Origin of the sequence: Peribacillus sp. R9-11 (assembly GCF_031345095.1) — a bacterium.
Classification (GTDB): domain Bacteria; phylum Bacillota; class Bacilli; order Bacillales; family DSM-1321; genus Peribacillus; species Peribacillus butanolivorans.
In genome coordinates, this window is sequence record NZ_CP133763.1 from 2,225,242 (window position 1) to 2,241,350 (window position 16,109).

Here is a 16,109-nt window from a genome sequence, read left to right on the forward strand (position 1 = left end):
TGTAAATTCTAACTTAACGATATAAAATAAATGCAGGAGGTTGATAATATGAAAGCAATTCAAGTTACACAGTTTGGCGGACCTGAAAAATTAGTATATACAGACGTAGAGGAAGTAGTAGCAGGTAAGGGAGAGGTATGTGTTCGTTTATATGCAGCCGGTGTCAATCCGAGTGATGCCTATACATTAACAGGTACATATGCGTTTTATATACCTCAATTACCTTATACCCCAGGCTTAGATGGTGCGGGAATTGTGGAGGCGGTTGGAGAAGAAGTCACAAATGTTCGTGTTGGTGATCGTGTATTTATTGCGTCCTTAATGCGAAGTAATAGTACGGGCACTTTTGCACAAAAAATAGTATGTGATGAAGCTTTGGTTCATTTATTACCAGACCATGTATCTTTTGAACAAGGTGCGGCATTAGGGGTACCGGCAATGACTGCATATCGTGCATTATTTCAACGTGCCTGTCTGAAGCCTGGTCAAACCGTGCTTATTCATGGAGCCAGTGGTGGGGTTGGATTACAGGCTGTGCAAATGGCGAAATCTCATGGTGCTAAAGTGATTGGAACAGCTAGTAAGCCAGAAGGTAAAAAAATGGTTCAGCAAGCTGGTGCAGATGTTGTCATTGATCATGTGACAGAAGCAACGATTGAAGATGTGCTGGCCTTAACAAATGGCGATGGGCCAGATTTAATTATTGAGTTTTTAGCAAATATTAATTTAGAAACAGATTTAAAGCTGATTGCATCATTTGGTAAAATTGTAATTATTGGAAATCGCGGTTCAGTTGAAATAAATCCACGTCTTGCAATGCAAAAGGAATGTGATATTTTAGCAACAGCTCTTTGGAACGCACCACAAGATGAATATGAGCAAAGTATTCACGGTGTAAGAGTCATGCTAATAAGCGGTGCGCTTCGTCCGATTATTGGTACAACTTTGCCGCTCCAACAAGCGGCGCAGGGCTTTGAACAGCTAGCAAAAGGTATAGGTAATGGTAAACTTGTTTTAATAATTGAATGAATATTCTACAACGTAAAAGCACTCATACAATTAAAATGAGTGCTTTTACGTTGTAAAGAAGGAATTATAAATTGATTTATAAAATGTATCTCCATACAAAACGCTTTAAGGGGTACAGAAAGTAAAAAGGAAAAACTGCCGGTTTTTGCGCTTTATGGATGGCTAACGGGTGCGTTTCTGAATTAGCAGCAACGTTTTTTTCACTATCGGGTTAATGGAAGAAATATTGGAGTTTTTCTAAATGGAATTGTATTTCATTCCCAATATGGCTAGTCAAAATCTTAATATATTTCTAAATGTTAAGCCATATGAGTATTTTAAAAGGATTTGCATGTACTGGGTTAATTTAACAATTATTATATTAAATATAACAAAAAATTACGATTCTTTAATACGGATTTAAAATCCCAGAGTTATTCTAAATTTACATCTAGAGGGAGGGATCGGAAGTTGTCAAAATTTCAGGTCATATCTTCTTTGCTCATCTTGGTATTTATCATTTTCGTAATTTATGAAATCACAGCATTCTCACCCAATCATTCCACAATGAATCATTCCACATCGAACCGCTCCATTCAAGTACAATTGTTAGGCGTTAATGATTTTCACGGCCAACTAAACAAGTATCAAAGGGTTTCAGGAACCATGGCAGGGGGTGCTGAATACCTGGCTGCCTATTTAAAAAAATATATACAAGAAAACCCAAATACACTACTTGTTCATGCTGGTGATATGGTAGGAGGAAGTCCTCCAATCTCTTCTCAATTTCAAGACGAACCCACGATTGAATTTATAAACCTCATGCACTTTGATGTTGGGACACCTGGAAATCATGAATTAGACCAAGGCGTAAATGAAATGAAACGCCTTATTTATGGAGGATTTAATATAGAAACAGGTTATTTTCAAGGTGCCAATACTTCATACAGTTCTGCAAATATCATCGATAGAAAGTCGGGTACTCCCTTGTTGCCACCGTATGTTATTAAACAAATTGACGGAATTAATATTGGATTTATCGGTGTGGTCACAAAAGAGACCAACCTGTATGTGACCCCTGAAAATCGAAAAGAAGTAGAAATTACGGATGAAGTTTCAGCTATTAACCGAACCGTTAAGCTTTTAAAGGAAAAAGGGATCAAAGTTATTGTTGTACTGGCACATGATTCAGCTAAATCAGATCAGACAGGAGCAAATCCCAGTGGAGCTTTAGTGGAGATGGCTCCAAAAATCGATGATGAGTTCGATGTCATTTTTGCCGGTCACAGCCATGAATATGCCAATACCGTTGTAGCGGGTAAACTGATCGTTCAAGCTTATTCTAATGGGAAAGCTTTTTCTCAAGTAAATCTTGAAATTGACCCACGTACTAAAAATATTGTTAAAAAACAAGCAAAGATTATTGTCACTTCACATGATCATATAAAACCAGATAAAGAAACGGTTGCTCTTCTTAATAAATATAGTAAAAGATTGGGGAGCTATTTTAATCAGATAGTAGGAGAAATGCCTGAAGAAATCACACGAAATCAAGATGCAAACGGTGAATCCCCATTAGCGAAAATGATTGCAGAATCTGAGCGGGAAGCGATGGGGGTAGATATAGCTTTTGTCCATCAAGGCGAAATGCGGAAAAATTTTAAAAAAGGGGATATCACTGTAGAAGACCTTTATACAGACTTGCCTTTTGGTCATAGTGTCAGTAAGTTAATCTTAACAGGAGACCAAATAAAACTTGCTTTAGAACAGCAGTGGACGAAAGATTATGAAAATAGGTTACAGACGGTTGGTTTAACGTATAGTTGGGATTCCAATGCTCCAATTGGCAGCCGCATTGTTGCCATGAAAGACAGGAAGGGTCAAGAGATTCAGCCAAACAACGAATATGAAGTAGCGGTTAGTAATTATTTAGCTTCAGGCGGTGATAACTTCACTGCATTGCAACAAGGTAGACTCGTAGAATCCGGTCCACAAGTTGTCACTGCACTTATACACTATATCCAACAGAAGCATCCCCACGAATAGTTACTTTTTTGATTCATGGTTTATTCGAACTCTGAAATAACTTTAAAGGAATTTTTTGAGATTTGTTGAATTTCTTTAGGTAAGATTCAAAGAAAGGTGGAAAAGTATGAAATCAACAAGTTCTCCTATTTATCGCAAAGTTAACAATGTCTTTATCCATGTTACAGATTTTAAAAAAATCAGTTGAATGGTATTGTAATCTCCTTGGAATCCCTCAGAATAATGACCCTGTAGAATCGCTTGTCTACAATATTCCTGTAACAAGTGAAACTGGATTAACTTTAGATGACCATACATTTGTACCCGGATTTAAGATTCGAACCATCCAATAATGTATTGTTTAATTTCTATGTAAAAGATATAGACGAAGCATATAAATTCATTAAAGGTAATAACATATTCATTGTTAAAGAATAGAGCGTATTGGTGAATTTGCTTATTTTAACTTTCAAGACAAAGATGGTAATGTACTTATGATTTGTAATTGTTAATGATAAAACGAGTTTGTTAGCTATTATATACCTAGCTCTTTTAATTTCTTGTTGCGCAGTTTATGTCAACTCTACAATTAGTCTTTTTCAACTTACAGGTGCTTTACTTCAATGCAAGGAGCTGATCAGCAGCTCTTTTTTGTATGGAACTAAAGGGAATTAGGTATATGTCTACATAGTAAAGAAAAGAATTGGAGTGAATTAGTTTGGAGCTGACACACACACGATTATTAGTAAATAATTATAGAGAATGTTTTTCGTTTTATAGAAATGTTTTAGGGTTTGAGGTTACTTGGGGAAATGAAGATTCTTTATATGCTGAATTTAAATTTAGAGGTTGTACCTTAGGTCTGTTTGAGAGGAAACAAATGCTTGAAGCAATAGGTGCTGAGAGCGTCTCTTATACTCATAATACTGATAAAATTGCTTTAATTTTCAAGGTTGATAATGTTGAAGAGAAATATAAGGAATTAAAAGAAAAGGTTGAATTCATAACAAAGCCTTCTGCACAAGAAGGCTGGGGAATTAAAGTAGCTCATTTTAGAGATCCCGATGGTTCACTGATTGAAATCTATGAGAGTATTGAATAAATTTTATAACTGTTCGATGCCTTAACAAGGCATCGTCTTTTTAATGGATTAGAGGAATTTTGTAAAATATATCACTTAAACTAACGTGTTTGTTATTTCATTAATAGGGATTGCTGCGGCAGCCTTTTTCTAATGGAACTAAAGGGGTAGATTAGTAGAAGAAGGACTATTACATTAATAATGGATTATAACGAATGGAAAAAATTTCTGTAAGGTGGTGTTTTGCTATTACTAAGCTAAAAGGACAGGTTGCCATAGTTACAGGTGCAAGCCATAGCTAAGGAATTGGTTCTAAATGCCGCAAATTAGAAAAAGAAGGTGCTGATATCTTCTTTACATACTGGGATTCTAAATCCGGTCGGTCTTAGTGGTTCCTTAAAAATTGCTTGATTTTAATAATTTTAAATTAAATGCATAGTAAGGAGAATTTTAGTATGAAAATAAAATGGTATGGACATTCTACTTTTTTACTGACATCCGAAGGAGGAACTAGGATTCTCATTGATCCATATTATCGCTTTATCCGCTACCGTATGCCGATTGTTGAACCAGATATAGTTGCCGTTACACATAATCATTTCGATCACAGTAAAATTCAAGCTGCAACAGGTGATTACTTGCTTGTTAATGAGCCGAAGGAATACATCCGAGATGATGTAAGAATTAGTGGATTTAAGACATTTCACGACAAGGTAAATGGCGAGAAGAGAGGCCCCAATATTTTATATCGTTTCCAAATGGACGGTCTAACTATCTGTCATTGTGGAGATTTAGGGCATCTATTATCAGAAGAACAAGTAAAGGAAATTGGAAAAGTAGATATTCTCATCATTCCCGTAGGAGGTACATTCACGATTAATGCACTAGAAGCTACTCAAGTAATGCATCAATTGAAATCTACTATTACAATTCCTATGCACTATAGAACAAAGGCTTTGTCGGTTGTTGGCTTGATGTTTTCAAAGGTAGATAAGTTTCTTCAGATTTCCGGACAGCGAACAACCGAAGTTAAGACTTTGGATATTTTCAAAGAAAATTTGTCAGAATATGCTGGTGTCGTAACTATGCTGTATGAATGAATACAAGGCTGAGCTGTGGATTTAAAATAAAGTCACGATGTTAATAAAAATGTTGCGACTTTCTGAAGAATGAATTGATAAGATATCCTGTTTATGCAGGATTTTTTTATTTCACATCAGCAGCTCTTTTTCTTATGGAGCTAACAGGGCAGGTTAATTGCATAAGAACTGGCATAATTTAGAGAAAATTAGAGTGTAGAGGTGAATTATGGATTTCCTTATATTAGCAATGTTGTTAATGCTTTTATCTGACTTCACAAAAATGAGAAATCAAAATCAAACAATAATTAAACAGAATGAAAGGGCTATCTCTCTGTTGAACAGGTTGATAGAATAGAGAAGAAATAGACTGATTTTATATGATAGATATTTTAAAATGGCAAATCAAAATTCATGGAAATTTTGATTTGCCATTTTATTTTATTCAACAAGTAGCCCAGTCAATATAACTTGTAAACCATATAAAAATTGTTGCTCAAAATCCAGACTCATTTCATATTGTTCCCCAAAAATTAATCCAAACTGTTTAGCTTCTTCTGGAGAAATATGTTTTGCGCGAATTTCATCGGCAACAAATGATAAAACATAATTATTTATAATATTTGCAGCACTTATGCAGTTTTTATCAGAAACTCCGTACTTTGTTAATGTAGCTAAAATAAATTTTATAGCTTTAATTCTGCTTGGCGTGCTCGGAAAAGATAATGCAAATATGTCTACCGCATCTCTGGTTTTTAATAAAACTCTACGAATTTCTAAAGCAAGGGTTGTTAATGCTTCTTTTGCATCATCTAAAGTTTCAGGTAATGCTATTTCTTGGTTAATGTGTTCTGCTATCAAATCATATAAATCCTGTTTACCTTTAATGTGCCAATATAAGGATGCTGCCTTGATATTTAATTCCTTTGCTAAAGCACGCATTGATAAATTACTTATTCCATCACGATTTAGTATATCAAGTGATGCTTTTATAATTGCATCTTTTGTTATAATACTTTGAAGGAGAAGTTTATTTATGATGAAAAATATGAGAAAAAATAAAGATGTTGGTATTTATGGCTTAACAGCAAAATGGTATGATAAAAATTCTCGCAAAAGCAGAATGGCTGAAATGCAAAGATATGCGCTTGAAGTTGCATCTCATGTTAGCAAAAATGCAAATATATTGGAAGTCGCACCCGGTCCGGGTTATTTGTCTATTGAACTTGCTAAGGAAGGTTTTAATGTAACAGGAGTCGAGATAAGCCCTGATTTTGTAGAAATTGAAAAAAATAATGCAAAAGAAGCAAATGTTTCTGTTAATTTTAAAGAAGGTAATGCTTCAAACCTCCCTTGTGAAGATAACTTTTTCGATTATATTGTATGCAGTGCTGCATTTAAGAATTTCAAAGATCCTGTAAAGGCACTATGTGAAATGCATAGAGTGCTAAAACAAGGCGGAACATCTCTAATAATCGACATGAATTACGAGGCAACATCTGAAGATATAGACATTGAAGTGAGAAAATCAGGAATGAAGGGGTTTGACAAGTATTTTGTGAAATTTGCTTTTAAAACTTTCTTGAAAAAAGGCGCTTACACAAAAGAAGATTTTGAGACATTTTTAAGAGGAACACCTTTTAAAAACTACAAAATTAAAAAAGAAGGTATCAGTTTATATGTTTATCTTTATAAATAAAGTGGTTTCCTCTTCCGATCAAAAGTGAGAAATAGATTAAGTCAAAGGAGAGTCATCTTTTAATATTGTTGAACGATCTTCCGTAATCGGGCGCGATTCGTTAATAAGAATCGCTTTTCTTATAGAACTACCATGAAAATTAAACACTAATAATAAGAAAAAAGACCATATTAAATAAAACGCAAGCTTCAATTTTTTTGAAAAAGAGCAGCGCCTTATTAGATCTCCTAATAAATCGGTGGTTAGGATGCCTCTGATATATTTACGGTATATCCTAAGTTTTCTAACCTTCGGACCGAATTTCGTACAATGGAAGCTTGCTTTTGCTTATCAAAATAATCTTCGCCTAAGTCTACATACATTTCTTTCCTTGTTAAAAGATAATAAGAAATTCTTAACATGGCGTGGGCAACGACAATTCCAGCTCGTTTTCTTCCTTTTCGCGCAGCTGTCCGTCTGTATAGAGCGCCAAGATAGTTTTTGGAGGCTCCAACTGAGTGAGCAGCCTCAGTTAAAGCAGATTTTAAATATTTATTTCCCTTTTTGCCTCTGGTTGATTTCCTTTTTCCTGCACTTTCATTGTGTCCTGGTACGAGGGCGGCCCATGAACATAATCTGGCTGCACTTTCGAACTGTTTTTCAACGTCCGTTCCGATTTCAGCTAGAATTTGTTCTGCCATTCGAGTGGCAATCCCAGGTATTGAATCCAGTCGTTCTATGTTTTCTTGATACACACTAACTCTTTGGGCAACCTCTTGATCGAGGTTTTTAATCTGTTCAGTCAGAAAATCAATATGAGTTAGAATCGTTTTAAGCATCATGCGTTGATGAGGATTCACATACCCATTCAGGGCAAGGATTAAATCATCTTTTTTCTTCTTCATCGAACGTCGCGCAAGGTTTGCTAGTTTCTCAGGATCATCCTCACCAAATGCGATCGCATGAAGCATGTCCTTTGATGAAACACCCATAATATCCGATACGACAGAGCCTAATTTGATATTTGCACCTTCAAGCACCTTTTGAATTCGATTATGCTGTCTGGCTCGTTCTTCAATAATACTTCTACGATACCGAACAAGCTCACGCAATTCTCGTTGATTTCGATCAGGGATAAAGCTTGCCTTCAATAAACCATGACGAAGAAGTTGAGCGATCCACTCAGCATCCTTGACATCTGTTTTTCGACCAGGGACTGCTTTCATATGTTGTGCGTTAACAACTAAAAACTCCATTTCTTCAGCCTCAATTAAGTTCACGATAGGCTTCCAAAACACACCTGTGCTCTCCATAGCGACATGAGTGCAACCATGTGATTTAATCCAATCCATCAGTTGAATTAAAAACACCGTTTTTGTAGAAAATGTTTGAATCTCCTTTCCTTCGGGGGTCATAATGCAGGCGGTAATGTTATCTTTATGTACATCCATTCCGCATACTCGTTCAATGATTACTTCCATTGAAACCATCCTTTCTATGGCAAAAAATTAGAGGCTGGTGCAAAAACCAGAATAGGATTAATCTACCATGAGTGCTTCCCGTAAGGGAGCGACAGTCTGTGATGCACCGAGGTCGTTGGAGTCAGACTAACGGATGGGCTCTAATGGCACCATAGTTCATCGACCTTCCTCACCCAGCCATAGAATCAGTATGGACGGTTTTCCACCATTTTCATTCTCTGTGGTGCAGCGCTGGTCGTGCGCTGCATGGTTGGCTAACGGGTGGGTTAGTTCATTAAGGAACACAATAATGATCAATCTTTTTTATAAAATATTAATCCAATTAAATATTATAAGGGCATGTTTTGAGTATTCTTTTTTCAAAACATGCTCTTTCTATTTGTTCATTTATCAAGATTTCTTGTATTAATTTGATTAAACTTTGTTTCAAAGCTAAACCTATGTTGGAAGTGCATTTATTATTCGTACACGGGATTAATAATTAATTCTTATAACTTTATAGAAATTCATTATTTTACTGAATTACAAAAAGATGATACAGTATTTTCTATATTTACAAATTTATTTACATTGGAGGTTATCTATGAAATATGGAGAAACAATTTTTAAAAGCTATTTCTTCTTTCTCATTAAATAGTCAAAAGTGAAAGGAATTATCTATTTATTGATATAATCTGTGATGATGCTATTAATCTTGCGTTCAGGGAGGGCAGCCTATGAAAAAGTTTTTTGCTTTTCAAGTGTTAATTGCATTGTTTATTGGAGCACTTATCGGACATTTTTTTCCTGGTCTTGGCCAATCCTTAAGACCAATTGGTGACGCTTTTATTCATCTCATTAAAATGATTGTTGTGCCTATTGTTTTCACTACTATTGTCATTGGATCATCAGGCGACGGAAACATGAAAAAAATGGGTTCATTAGGACTTAAAACAATTATTTGGTTTGAATTTATTACCACCCTAATTCTAGGTATTGGTCTTTTACTTGTTAACATTTTAAAGCCTGGTGCAGGGCTTAATTTGTCTTATCTTGCACAGAAAGATATCTCACAACTAAATGAAAGCGTTTCCAAAGTTGTCGATTTTAAAACGATGCTTGTTAACATCATTCCAAGCAACATTGTTGATGCAATGGCAAAAAGTGATTTATTAGCTGTTATATTCTTTGCTATTTTATTTGGGGCAGCTGCAGGAGCAATTGGCAAAGCGTCAGAGCCGGCAATGAAGTTTATGGAATCAGTTGCAAATATTATGTTTAAACTGACACAAATGGTCATGGTAACCGCACCGATAGGTGTACTCTCTCTCATGGCAGCCTCTGTAGGTCAGTATGGTATCGCCCTTTTAATCCCTATGGCAAAGTTAATTGGGGTTGTATATCTTGGGCTTGCTATTGTTATTTTCGGTCTGTTTCCAGTAATTGCTTGGTTCTTGAAGATTTCTTACTTTAAAGTGTTTCGAATGGTATGGGATTTGTTCCTTATAGCTTTTTCTACAACAAGTACGGAAACCATTCTGCCTCAGTTAATGGATCGAATGGAATCATACGGCTGTTCGAAACGTGTTGTTTCATTCGTTATTCCTTCTGGGCTATCACTGAATTGTGATGGTTCGACATTGTACCTTTCTGTTTGCTCTATTTTCTTAGCACAAGCATATGGCATCCCGATGGATTTTGGCCAACAGCTGATTGTAATGGGGGTCCTTGTTGCAACCTCAAAAGGAATTGCTGCTGTTCCATCCGGTTCGCTGGTTGTCCTTTTAGCCACCGCCTCAGCAGTAGGGCTTCCTGCAGAAGGCGTCGCAATTATAGCAGGTATTGACCGTGTGTTGGATATGGCACGTACTGCTTGTAATACTCCTGGACATGTTCTCGCTTGTATTGTGGTTTCGAAGTGGGAAAAAGAGTTCCGTCAGGAAGAATGGATTAAAGCTCAAACCGAACAGTCAAGCATTCGACAAGCATAAGATAAAAGGAGCATTCATGTTTTTGTTGTTCTCCGTCAAATGTTGAGGTGATGGTCTTCGGACCTCACCCTTTTCCAATATGAATCCTCATCCTTCTTAACTTTAAAGAATATTGTAAATAACATTAATTTTTGAAATAATTGTTATTAAATTAATAAGGCGAATAGTTGATTTATCAATTTATTATTGTTGAGGTGTAGTCTAAATAAGCCTATTCGGGGGGATTAATTTTGATTTATGATAGCCAAAGTAAAACAATTACTACTAAAAGGTTATTGTTAAGACTGTTTCAAACATCAGATGCATCAGAGGTTACTAAACTTTGTAATAATTATAACATTTATAAGAATACTTTATATCTACCATATCCATATTCCATAGAGGATGCTTTATCCTGGATAGAAAATCATCTTGATAATTTTAATAATAATAAGTCATATGAATTTGCTATTACAGATAAGGTTACAGGAAAATTATATGGAGCAATAGCATTATCTAACAATCAAAATTTTAATAATGGTGAAATTGCTTATTGGATTGGAGAAGAATTTTGGGGAAATGGTTATGCCACAGAGGCTGGCGAAGCTATACTCGAATTTGCCTTTATTGAAAAGCAATATCATAAAGTATATGCTCGTCATTTTAACTCAAATTCGGCCTCTGGCAGAGTAATACAGAAAATAGGCATGAAAAAAGAAGGTGTATTAAGAGATCATGTCATGAAGGAAAACCAATATGAAGATCTTGTTTATCATGGAATTATCAAATAAAAGATTTAAATGTTATATTACATAGTTTAAAAACAAGGCTAGGCATCTCCTTGTACTTGGCTTTGGGATGGGCGAAACATATAAACAATAAAGCTGATTTGTTCAACTAACAGGTGCTTTACTTCAATAAGGGAGGTTGCTGAAGCAACCTTTTTGTTATGCGACTAAAGGGGCAGGTTAGTTGAAGAAGAACCTACCTAAATTTGTAGAGTTAACTTTATAGAAGCTTTATATACTCCTGCAATAATATACTATATACCATTTGAATTTAAGATGTACAGTTATATGAGGATATCTTGAAAGGAGTTTTCCTCATGAATATTACATCTTTTATCATGTATTGTTTTATTGTTACTTTTACTCCAGGACCTACTAATATCGTCATATTATCCACAGTGCATAATTCTGGGACAAAAAAGGCAATGGAATATACGTATGGAGCAACTATTGCTTTTGGTTTATTACTTGTTATTTCTGCTATGTTGAATACTATACTTGTAACGATAATACCCAAAATTTTAATTGTTATGCAGATAATCGGAAGCTTTTATATATTGTATCTCGCTTATCAAGTTTACAAAACGGATACAACAAAACCAACTGTAAACCAATCTGGTACGTTTATGTCAGGCTTCCTTACGCAGTTTTTAAATCCAAAGGTGGTAGTATTTACAATGACTGTAATTCCTACCTATGTTATGCCCTACTATGTCTCAAAGCCTGCGGTTACAATAAGCGTTATTGCTATAACTGTTATTGGATTTTTAGCATTTATAACATGGGTATTTTTCGGTGCAATCTTCAAGGAGTTTTTACAGAAGCATAAAAAAACTGTTAATGTAATGATGGCATTGTTTTTAGTTTATGCTGCAATAATGATATGGATGTAGGTAGGCTAATTAAGAGGTGAATTTAATGGACAAATTTATCTATAAAAAATCAGCAGGTATTACTGCGTTGTCAGCAAGTATGACTGATTTTACGTATAAAAAGCATTCTCACAAGGAGTATGCAATAGGTGTAACATTGCGTGGTATTCAACATTATAACTTGGATGGCAGTTTACAATTATCATATCAAAATGGTGTTATGCTTTTTAATCCAGAACAGGCACATGACGGAAGGGCACATGATGAGACAGGCCTTGATTATGTGATGCTATATATTGAGCCGCAATTGCTTTTAGAGGTTATTGAGAAAAAGGATAAAGTACGTTTTTCAAACCCTATTGTGTATGATAATAGACTTGAACAAAGAATATTAAATCTTTCTAATGCAATATTGAGTGGAAAGGATGAGGCTTTGTGCAGTGAATTACTTTTATCCCTCACAGATAGCCTTAGTCAAACTAATCTTTCTACAGACTATAAGAAAGATAACGTTCTAATTAGAAAAGCAAAGGATATGTTTCATACCAACTTAGAAAATGTACTTAAACTTGACGAGATATGTAAAGAGCTTAATTTGTCAAAATTTAAATTTATCAGATCATTCAAGGCCCATACTGGAATTTCACCATACCAATACTTTCTTAACTGCAAGATAGAACGTGCAAAGCAGTTAATAGAAAAAAAACGAGATATTTATTCAGCAGTAGCTGAATGTGGTTTTGTTGATTTAACCCATTTAAATAAACACTTTAAAAGCGTATATGGAACAACAGCATTTGAATATATGTCACATTTAAATTGAGATAAATAGATTTAAAATAAAGGGGGAATAAAATTGTCTTTAAAAATAGGCGACATTATTACATTTAAACGGACTTTCACAGCAGAAGATGTTGAATTGTTTACTAAAATCTCAGGTGATGAAGGCTCTCACCATGTTACTCCTGATGAACAGGGAAGACTTGTAATACAGGGATTACTAACCGCTACCTTACCAACCAAAATAGGAGGCGATAACAACGTACTATCTCGTACAATGAATTTTGAGTTTTTAAGACCAGTATTTACTGATGATACAATAATTTGTGAAGTAACAATTGAGCAATTTGAAAAACAGGTTAATAGAACACATATTACTGCCTGCTTTTTGTGCAAAAATCAAAATCAGAAGGAAGTGCTGAGAGGGGATTTTTCAGGAGTGATACTATAATTTCTTCTTGAAGTTCTACAACAAACGAAAAAGAACTTGGAAAGTGAAGTGAACCCAAAAAGTTAGACACTTTATTTAATTAGGCAGCCTTGAGGGCATGAACCCGGAATTCTACCGGGCTCATGCCTTTTAATTTTACCTTGATTCGTTGATGATTGTAGTAATGGATATATTCTTCTAATTCTTGTTTGAAATGCTCCATGCTTTCAAATTCTTGAAGATAAAGTAACTCTGATTTTAATAGGCCAAAGAAGTTTTCTATGACCGCATTATCGAGACAATTTCCTTTACGGGACATGCTTTGTGTAATGTTATGTCTTTTCAAATCATGCGAATATTGTTTCATCTGGTAATGCCAGCCCTGATCTGAATGAAGAATGGGTGAATCTTTCGATTCCAAGCGGTCAAAGGCTTTCTCCAGCATTTTGGAAACGAGGGGATAAACAGGCCGAGATTCGACATTATAGGCGATGATTTCTCCATTAAACAGATCAAGAATGGCCGATAAGTATAGTTTCTCCCCAGCTAGATGGAATTCTGTGACGTCTGTCACCCATTTTTCATTTGAGTTTGTTGCCTTGAAATCACGTGCTAGAATGTTGGGTGCAATCTTGCCGATTTTCCCTTTGTACGAACGGTATTTCTTCATGCGAACTAAAGACTTCAATCCTAGTTCATTCATCAATCGGAGAACTGTTTTATGATTGATGCGAGCACCTCTGTTACGTAATTCTAGGGTGATACGCCGATACCCATAGCGCCCTTTATGCGTATGGAAAATCTCTTCGATAAGGGATTTCATTTCTGTGTATTTATCCTCACGCCCGAAGGCGTTTACCCAATAATAGTATGTACTCCGTGCCATGTTAGAAATGGATAGAAGCAGATTTAAATCAAATTGTTTCCTTAGTTCATGGACTACTTTCGCTTTGTCTTTCTTTGTAGGGCTTCCTTTTCTTGAACTAAGGCATTCAACTTTTTTAGATAGGCATTCTCTGCACGTAAGTATTCTAATTCGGCAAGAAGTGCTTCTTGAGAGCCTTTAGCTGGTGATGTTTTTTTGGTTTCTTTTTTCATGGATAGACGCCCCTTTTTCTTTGGTTTAAGGGCGTCTATACCTCCTTCCTTCAACTGATTTGACCATTTCAAAAGTGTAGAATCGGAAGGAAGATTATAGTGTACAGCGGTCTCGCTGATCGATGCCCCATATTCGTTCATATAATTAAGTACCTCTAGTTTAAAGGGCAGAGTGTAATTTGTATAGGATGAAGCAATTCCTTCCATCCCATGTTCTAGATAGCGAGCGACCCATCTCTTCAGAGGGGATAAACCTACATTTCTTTCTTGTGCGATGGATTTATAGGATTTTTTCCCTTCCAAGTACTCTAAAACTGCATGTAATTTTTCGTCTATCGTATATTTAGTCAAAAAAACTGCACCTCCAATTGTTAGATGTTGTCTAACAATTGGGGTGCAGTTCAAAGTTTCCAAGTTCTTTTTATTAAAATTTTATCTAGTCTTTAAGTCATAAAGTAACATTCCATTAATGTAACGAATGATTGAGAACAGTTTCACTTAAACTAACGGGTGCGTTAGCTGAAGATCAGAGCTGTCTTTGAGGCAGCTTTTTCTTTATGGAGCTATCAGGGCAGGTTAGTTGAACAAGGATAATGGATTTTTGTGGTGAAATGGTAATGCTGAATGGGAGAGGTAACTATTGAATATAAAAACTGATTCTCTTGTAACTTTTATAATTATGTGGGGAATACCAACTTTTATGGTTGTTAGAGGTTATTTAAAAATGATTACTGACGATAAAAAATCAAATAACAAGGTTCTGATAGTTTCCGCCATGAAAGGCTATTTTCGCAAGGATTGTAAAACGGGGCAGAATAGTTAAATAAAGATTGAGACCTTGCTGGTGGATTAATTTATGAAGTAAAGGAGGAAGTTTTATATCAAACCATATATTTATTACAACAAAGAAAATTGGATTATAATTTAAATAAATATTGAGTTATTAGGAGTTAGAAGATGAAAAATAAAAAAAGAAAAAAAGTAAGGCAGAACGGCTATTTTAAAGAAGGCCTAATTGAGCTCTTATTTGAAGTGGCTTGGAACATCTTAATGTTTATACCAAGAATGATGATTCGCTTAATAAAGGACATTTGGTGAAGTGGTTAGTTCAAAATAGAGCTAACGGTTGCTTTGGTCAAAAAAAACAACATTCTATACGAAGACAGCCAAAGTAAAAAAGCCCAGCCCATTACAGGCTAAGCAGGTTTCTGTTTTGATGTCTGTGTACCCCAATTTCAGCTTAGACTGTTGGGGTTGGTGGTTCGGGTGGGATTGGAAGCTGTGGAGGACGCTGATTGTAGCTTTTGTTATACCTCCCATATAAACAACACTCCTTTTTCTACTATATATATGGGATGAAAAAATACATGCTTGTCCAAATTACCTAAGTTCAGTGCTTTTATCTTATCGAGTCTTCTATTGAAAAAATCCCTCTCAAAAATTCGTTACAATAGAGTACACCCAATAGGAACGTTTTCGAAATCCATTTAAATCAAAGTTACAACCTTATCTGTCACTTTAGACGTTATTTTGCACCTGTTTAAATCGCTTTTTTGCATTATAAATAAATATAAAAAAGCTATCATTTAAGGTGATAGCTTTTTCATATTTATTTGATTCCGATTACTAAACTATCCCGTGCAAACAAATACCTATGTATTTATATTTAATACACGCATCACAAAGATCTCGGTTGATGCAAATTTTAAATTACAAGGTTAATTAAAAGTTTGAGATTTTAAAATATTGTACTATGATAAATTTAATTCCATTATTTAAGTTGAGCAATTGTATGGGGCAGTGACCCTTACTCTTACACAATTTAGAGAACATTTTACCT

At 35.1% G+C, this 16,109-nt stretch carries 16 protein-coding genes; 13 read left to right on the top strand and 3 right to left on the bottom strand.

Translation table 11 applies throughout. The features are described from left to right. Positions 1-48 precede the first annotated feature (48 nt). From RE409_RS10930 to RE409_RS10950, 5 genes are all read left to right on the top strand, one after another. The gene (locus tag RE409_RS10930) at positions 49-1,029 is read left to right on the top strand and encodes an NADPH:quinone reductase (RefSeq protein WP_309558954.1); all 981 of its coding nucleotides are present in this window, start codon (positions 49-51) and stop codon (positions 1,027-1,029) included. A 450-nt stretch (positions 1,030-1,479) separates the two neighbouring features. Beyond that, on the top strand, positions 1,480-3,054 hold the full coding sequence (locus RE409_RS10935) for a bifunctional metallophosphatase/5'-nucleotidase (protein ID WP_309558955.1): 1,575 nt from the start codon (positions 1,480-1,482) through the stop codon (positions 3,052-3,054). A gap of 146 nt (positions 3,055-3,200) precedes the next feature. After that, positions 3,201-3,386, top strand: coding sequence for a hypothetical protein (locus RE409_RS10940; protein WP_309558956.1), 186 nt, complete (start codon positions 3,201-3,203; stop codon positions 3,384-3,386). A gap of 365 nt (positions 3,387-3,751) precedes the next feature. Next, on the top strand, positions 3,752-4,135 hold the full coding sequence (locus tag RE409_RS10945) for a glyoxalase/bleomycin resistance/extradiol dioxygenase family protein (RefSeq protein WP_056528942.1): 384 nt from the start codon (positions 3,752-3,754) through the stop codon (positions 4,133-4,135). Positions 4,136-4,569: 434 nt separating this feature from the next. After that, entirely contained in the window at positions 4,570-5,214 is a 645-nt protein-coding gene (locus RE409_RS10950) for an MBL fold metallo-hydrolase (protein WP_201224894.1), read from the top strand. A 420-nt stretch (positions 5,215-5,634) separates the two neighbouring features. On the opposite strand, the gene RE409_RS10955 is transcribed toward RE409_RS10950, so the two are convergent. Beyond that, a complete protein-coding gene (locus RE409_RS10955; RefSeq protein WP_309559260.1) occupies positions 5,635-6,267 on the bottom strand; it encodes a TetR/AcrR family transcriptional regulator C-terminal domain-containing protein in 633 nt (210 codons plus the stop codon). Here RE409_RS10955 and RE409_RS10960 point away from each other — a divergent pair. Next, positions 6,230-6,892, top strand: coding sequence for a class I SAM-dependent methyltransferase (locus RE409_RS10960; protein ID WP_201249706.1), 663 nt, complete (start codon positions 6,230-6,232; stop codon positions 6,890-6,892). The genes RE409_RS10955 and RE409_RS10960 overlap by 38 nt on opposite strands. Positions 6,893-7,134: 242 nt before the next feature. Here RE409_RS10960 and RE409_RS10965 read toward each other — a convergent pair whose 3' ends face one another. Continuing rightward, the gene (locus tag RE409_RS10965; protein WP_201249217.1) at positions 7,135-8,352 is read right to left on the bottom strand and encodes an IS110 family RNA-guided transposase; all 1,218 of its coding nucleotides are present in this window, start codon (positions 8,350-8,352) and stop codon (positions 7,135-7,137) included. Positions 8,353-9,068: 716 nt separating this feature from the next. Between RE409_RS10965 and RE409_RS10970 the strand changes: the two genes are divergently transcribed. From RE409_RS10970 to RE409_RS10990, 5 genes are all read left to right on the top strand, one after another. Continuing rightward, positions 9,069-10,322, top strand: a complete 1,254-nt coding sequence (locus tag RE409_RS10970; protein ID WP_201181070.1) for a dicarboxylate/amino acid:cation symporter — start codon at positions 9,069-9,071, stop codon at positions 10,320-10,322. Between the two features lie 230 nt (positions 10,323-10,552). After that, complete coding sequence (locus RE409_RS10975; RefSeq protein ID WP_201181069.1) at positions 10,553-11,092, top strand: GNAT family N-acetyltransferase; 540 nt, start codon at positions 10,553-10,555, stop codon at positions 11,090-11,092. A gap of 314 nt (positions 11,093-11,406) precedes the next feature. Further along, positions 11,407-11,982: a LysE family translocator gene (locus RE409_RS10980; protein WP_201249704.1), complete on the top strand. Its 576-nt coding sequence runs from the start codon at positions 11,407-11,409 to the stop codon at positions 11,980-11,982. 25 nt (positions 11,983-12,007) lie between these two features. Then, entirely contained in the window at positions 12,008-12,784 is a 777-nt protein-coding gene (locus RE409_RS10985; RefSeq protein ID WP_309558957.1) for an AraC family transcriptional regulator, read from the top strand. Positions 12,785-12,817: 33 nt separating this feature from the next. Then, positions 12,818-13,192: a hotdog family protein gene (locus tag RE409_RS10990; protein WP_201181067.1), complete on the top strand. Its 375-nt coding sequence runs from the start codon at positions 12,818-12,820 to the stop codon at positions 13,190-13,192. 79 nt (positions 13,193-13,271) lie between these two features. Here RE409_RS10990 and RE409_RS10995 read toward each other — a convergent pair. Then, a protein-coding gene (locus RE409_RS10995; RefSeq protein ID WP_201182105.1) for an IS3 family transposase occupies positions 13,272-14,620 on the bottom strand; the annotation gives its coding sequence in 2 pieces (ribosomal slippage) (positions 13,272-14,176 and positions 14,176-14,620; 1,350 coding nt in all). Between the two features lie 289 nt (positions 14,621-14,909). Between RE409_RS10995 and RE409_RS11000 the strand changes: the two genes are divergently transcribed. Together RE409_RS11000 and RE409_RS11005 are read left to right on the top strand one after the other, a co-directional pair. Then, a complete protein-coding gene (locus tag RE409_RS11000; protein WP_201225223.1) occupies positions 14,910-15,092 on the top strand; it encodes a hypothetical protein in 183 nt (60 codons plus the stop codon). Between the two features lie 134 nt (positions 15,093-15,226). After that, positions 15,227-15,367 carry a hypothetical protein gene (locus RE409_RS11005; RefSeq protein ID WP_201224890.1) on the top strand — a complete coding sequence of 47 codons (141 nt, stop codon included), beginning with the start codon at positions 15,227-15,229 and terminating at the stop codon, positions 15,365-15,367. The last annotated feature ends 742 nt before the right edge of the window (positions 15,368-16,109 follow it).

Coding starts and splice junctions, on each gene's coding strand:
- RE409_RS10930 (WP_309558954.1), top strand. CDS start 49: ATGAAAGCAATTCAAGTTACACAGTTTGGCGGACCTGAAAAATTAGTA.
- RE409_RS10940 (WP_309558956.1), top strand. CDS start 3,201: ATGTCTTTATCCATGTTACAGATTTTAAAAAAATCAGTTGAATGGTAT.
- RE409_RS10950 (WP_201224894.1), top strand. CDS start 4,570: ATGAAAATAAAATGGTATGGACATTCTACTTTTTTACTGACATCCGAA.
- RE409_RS10960 (WP_201249706.1), top strand. CDS start 6,230: ATGATGAAAAATATGAGAAAAAATAAAGATGTTGGTATTTATGGCTTA.
- RE409_RS10965 (WP_201249217.1), bottom strand. CDS start 8,352: ATGGAAGTAATCATTGAACGAGTATGCGGAATGGATGTACATAAAGAT.
- RE409_RS10970 (WP_201181070.1), top strand. CDS start 9,069: ATGAAAAAGTTTTTTGCTTTTCAAGTGTTAATTGCATTGTTTATTGGA.
- RE409_RS10980 (WP_201249704.1), top strand. CDS start 11,407: ATGAATATTACATCTTTTATCATGTATTGTTTTATTGTTACTTTTACT.
- RE409_RS10985 (WP_309558957.1), top strand. CDS start 12,008: ATGGACAAATTTATCTATAAAAAATCAGCAGGTATTACTGCGTTGTCA.
- RE409_RS11005 (WP_201224890.1), top strand. CDS start 15,227: ATGAAAAATAAAAAAAGAAAAAAAGTAAGGCAGAACGGCTATTTTAAA.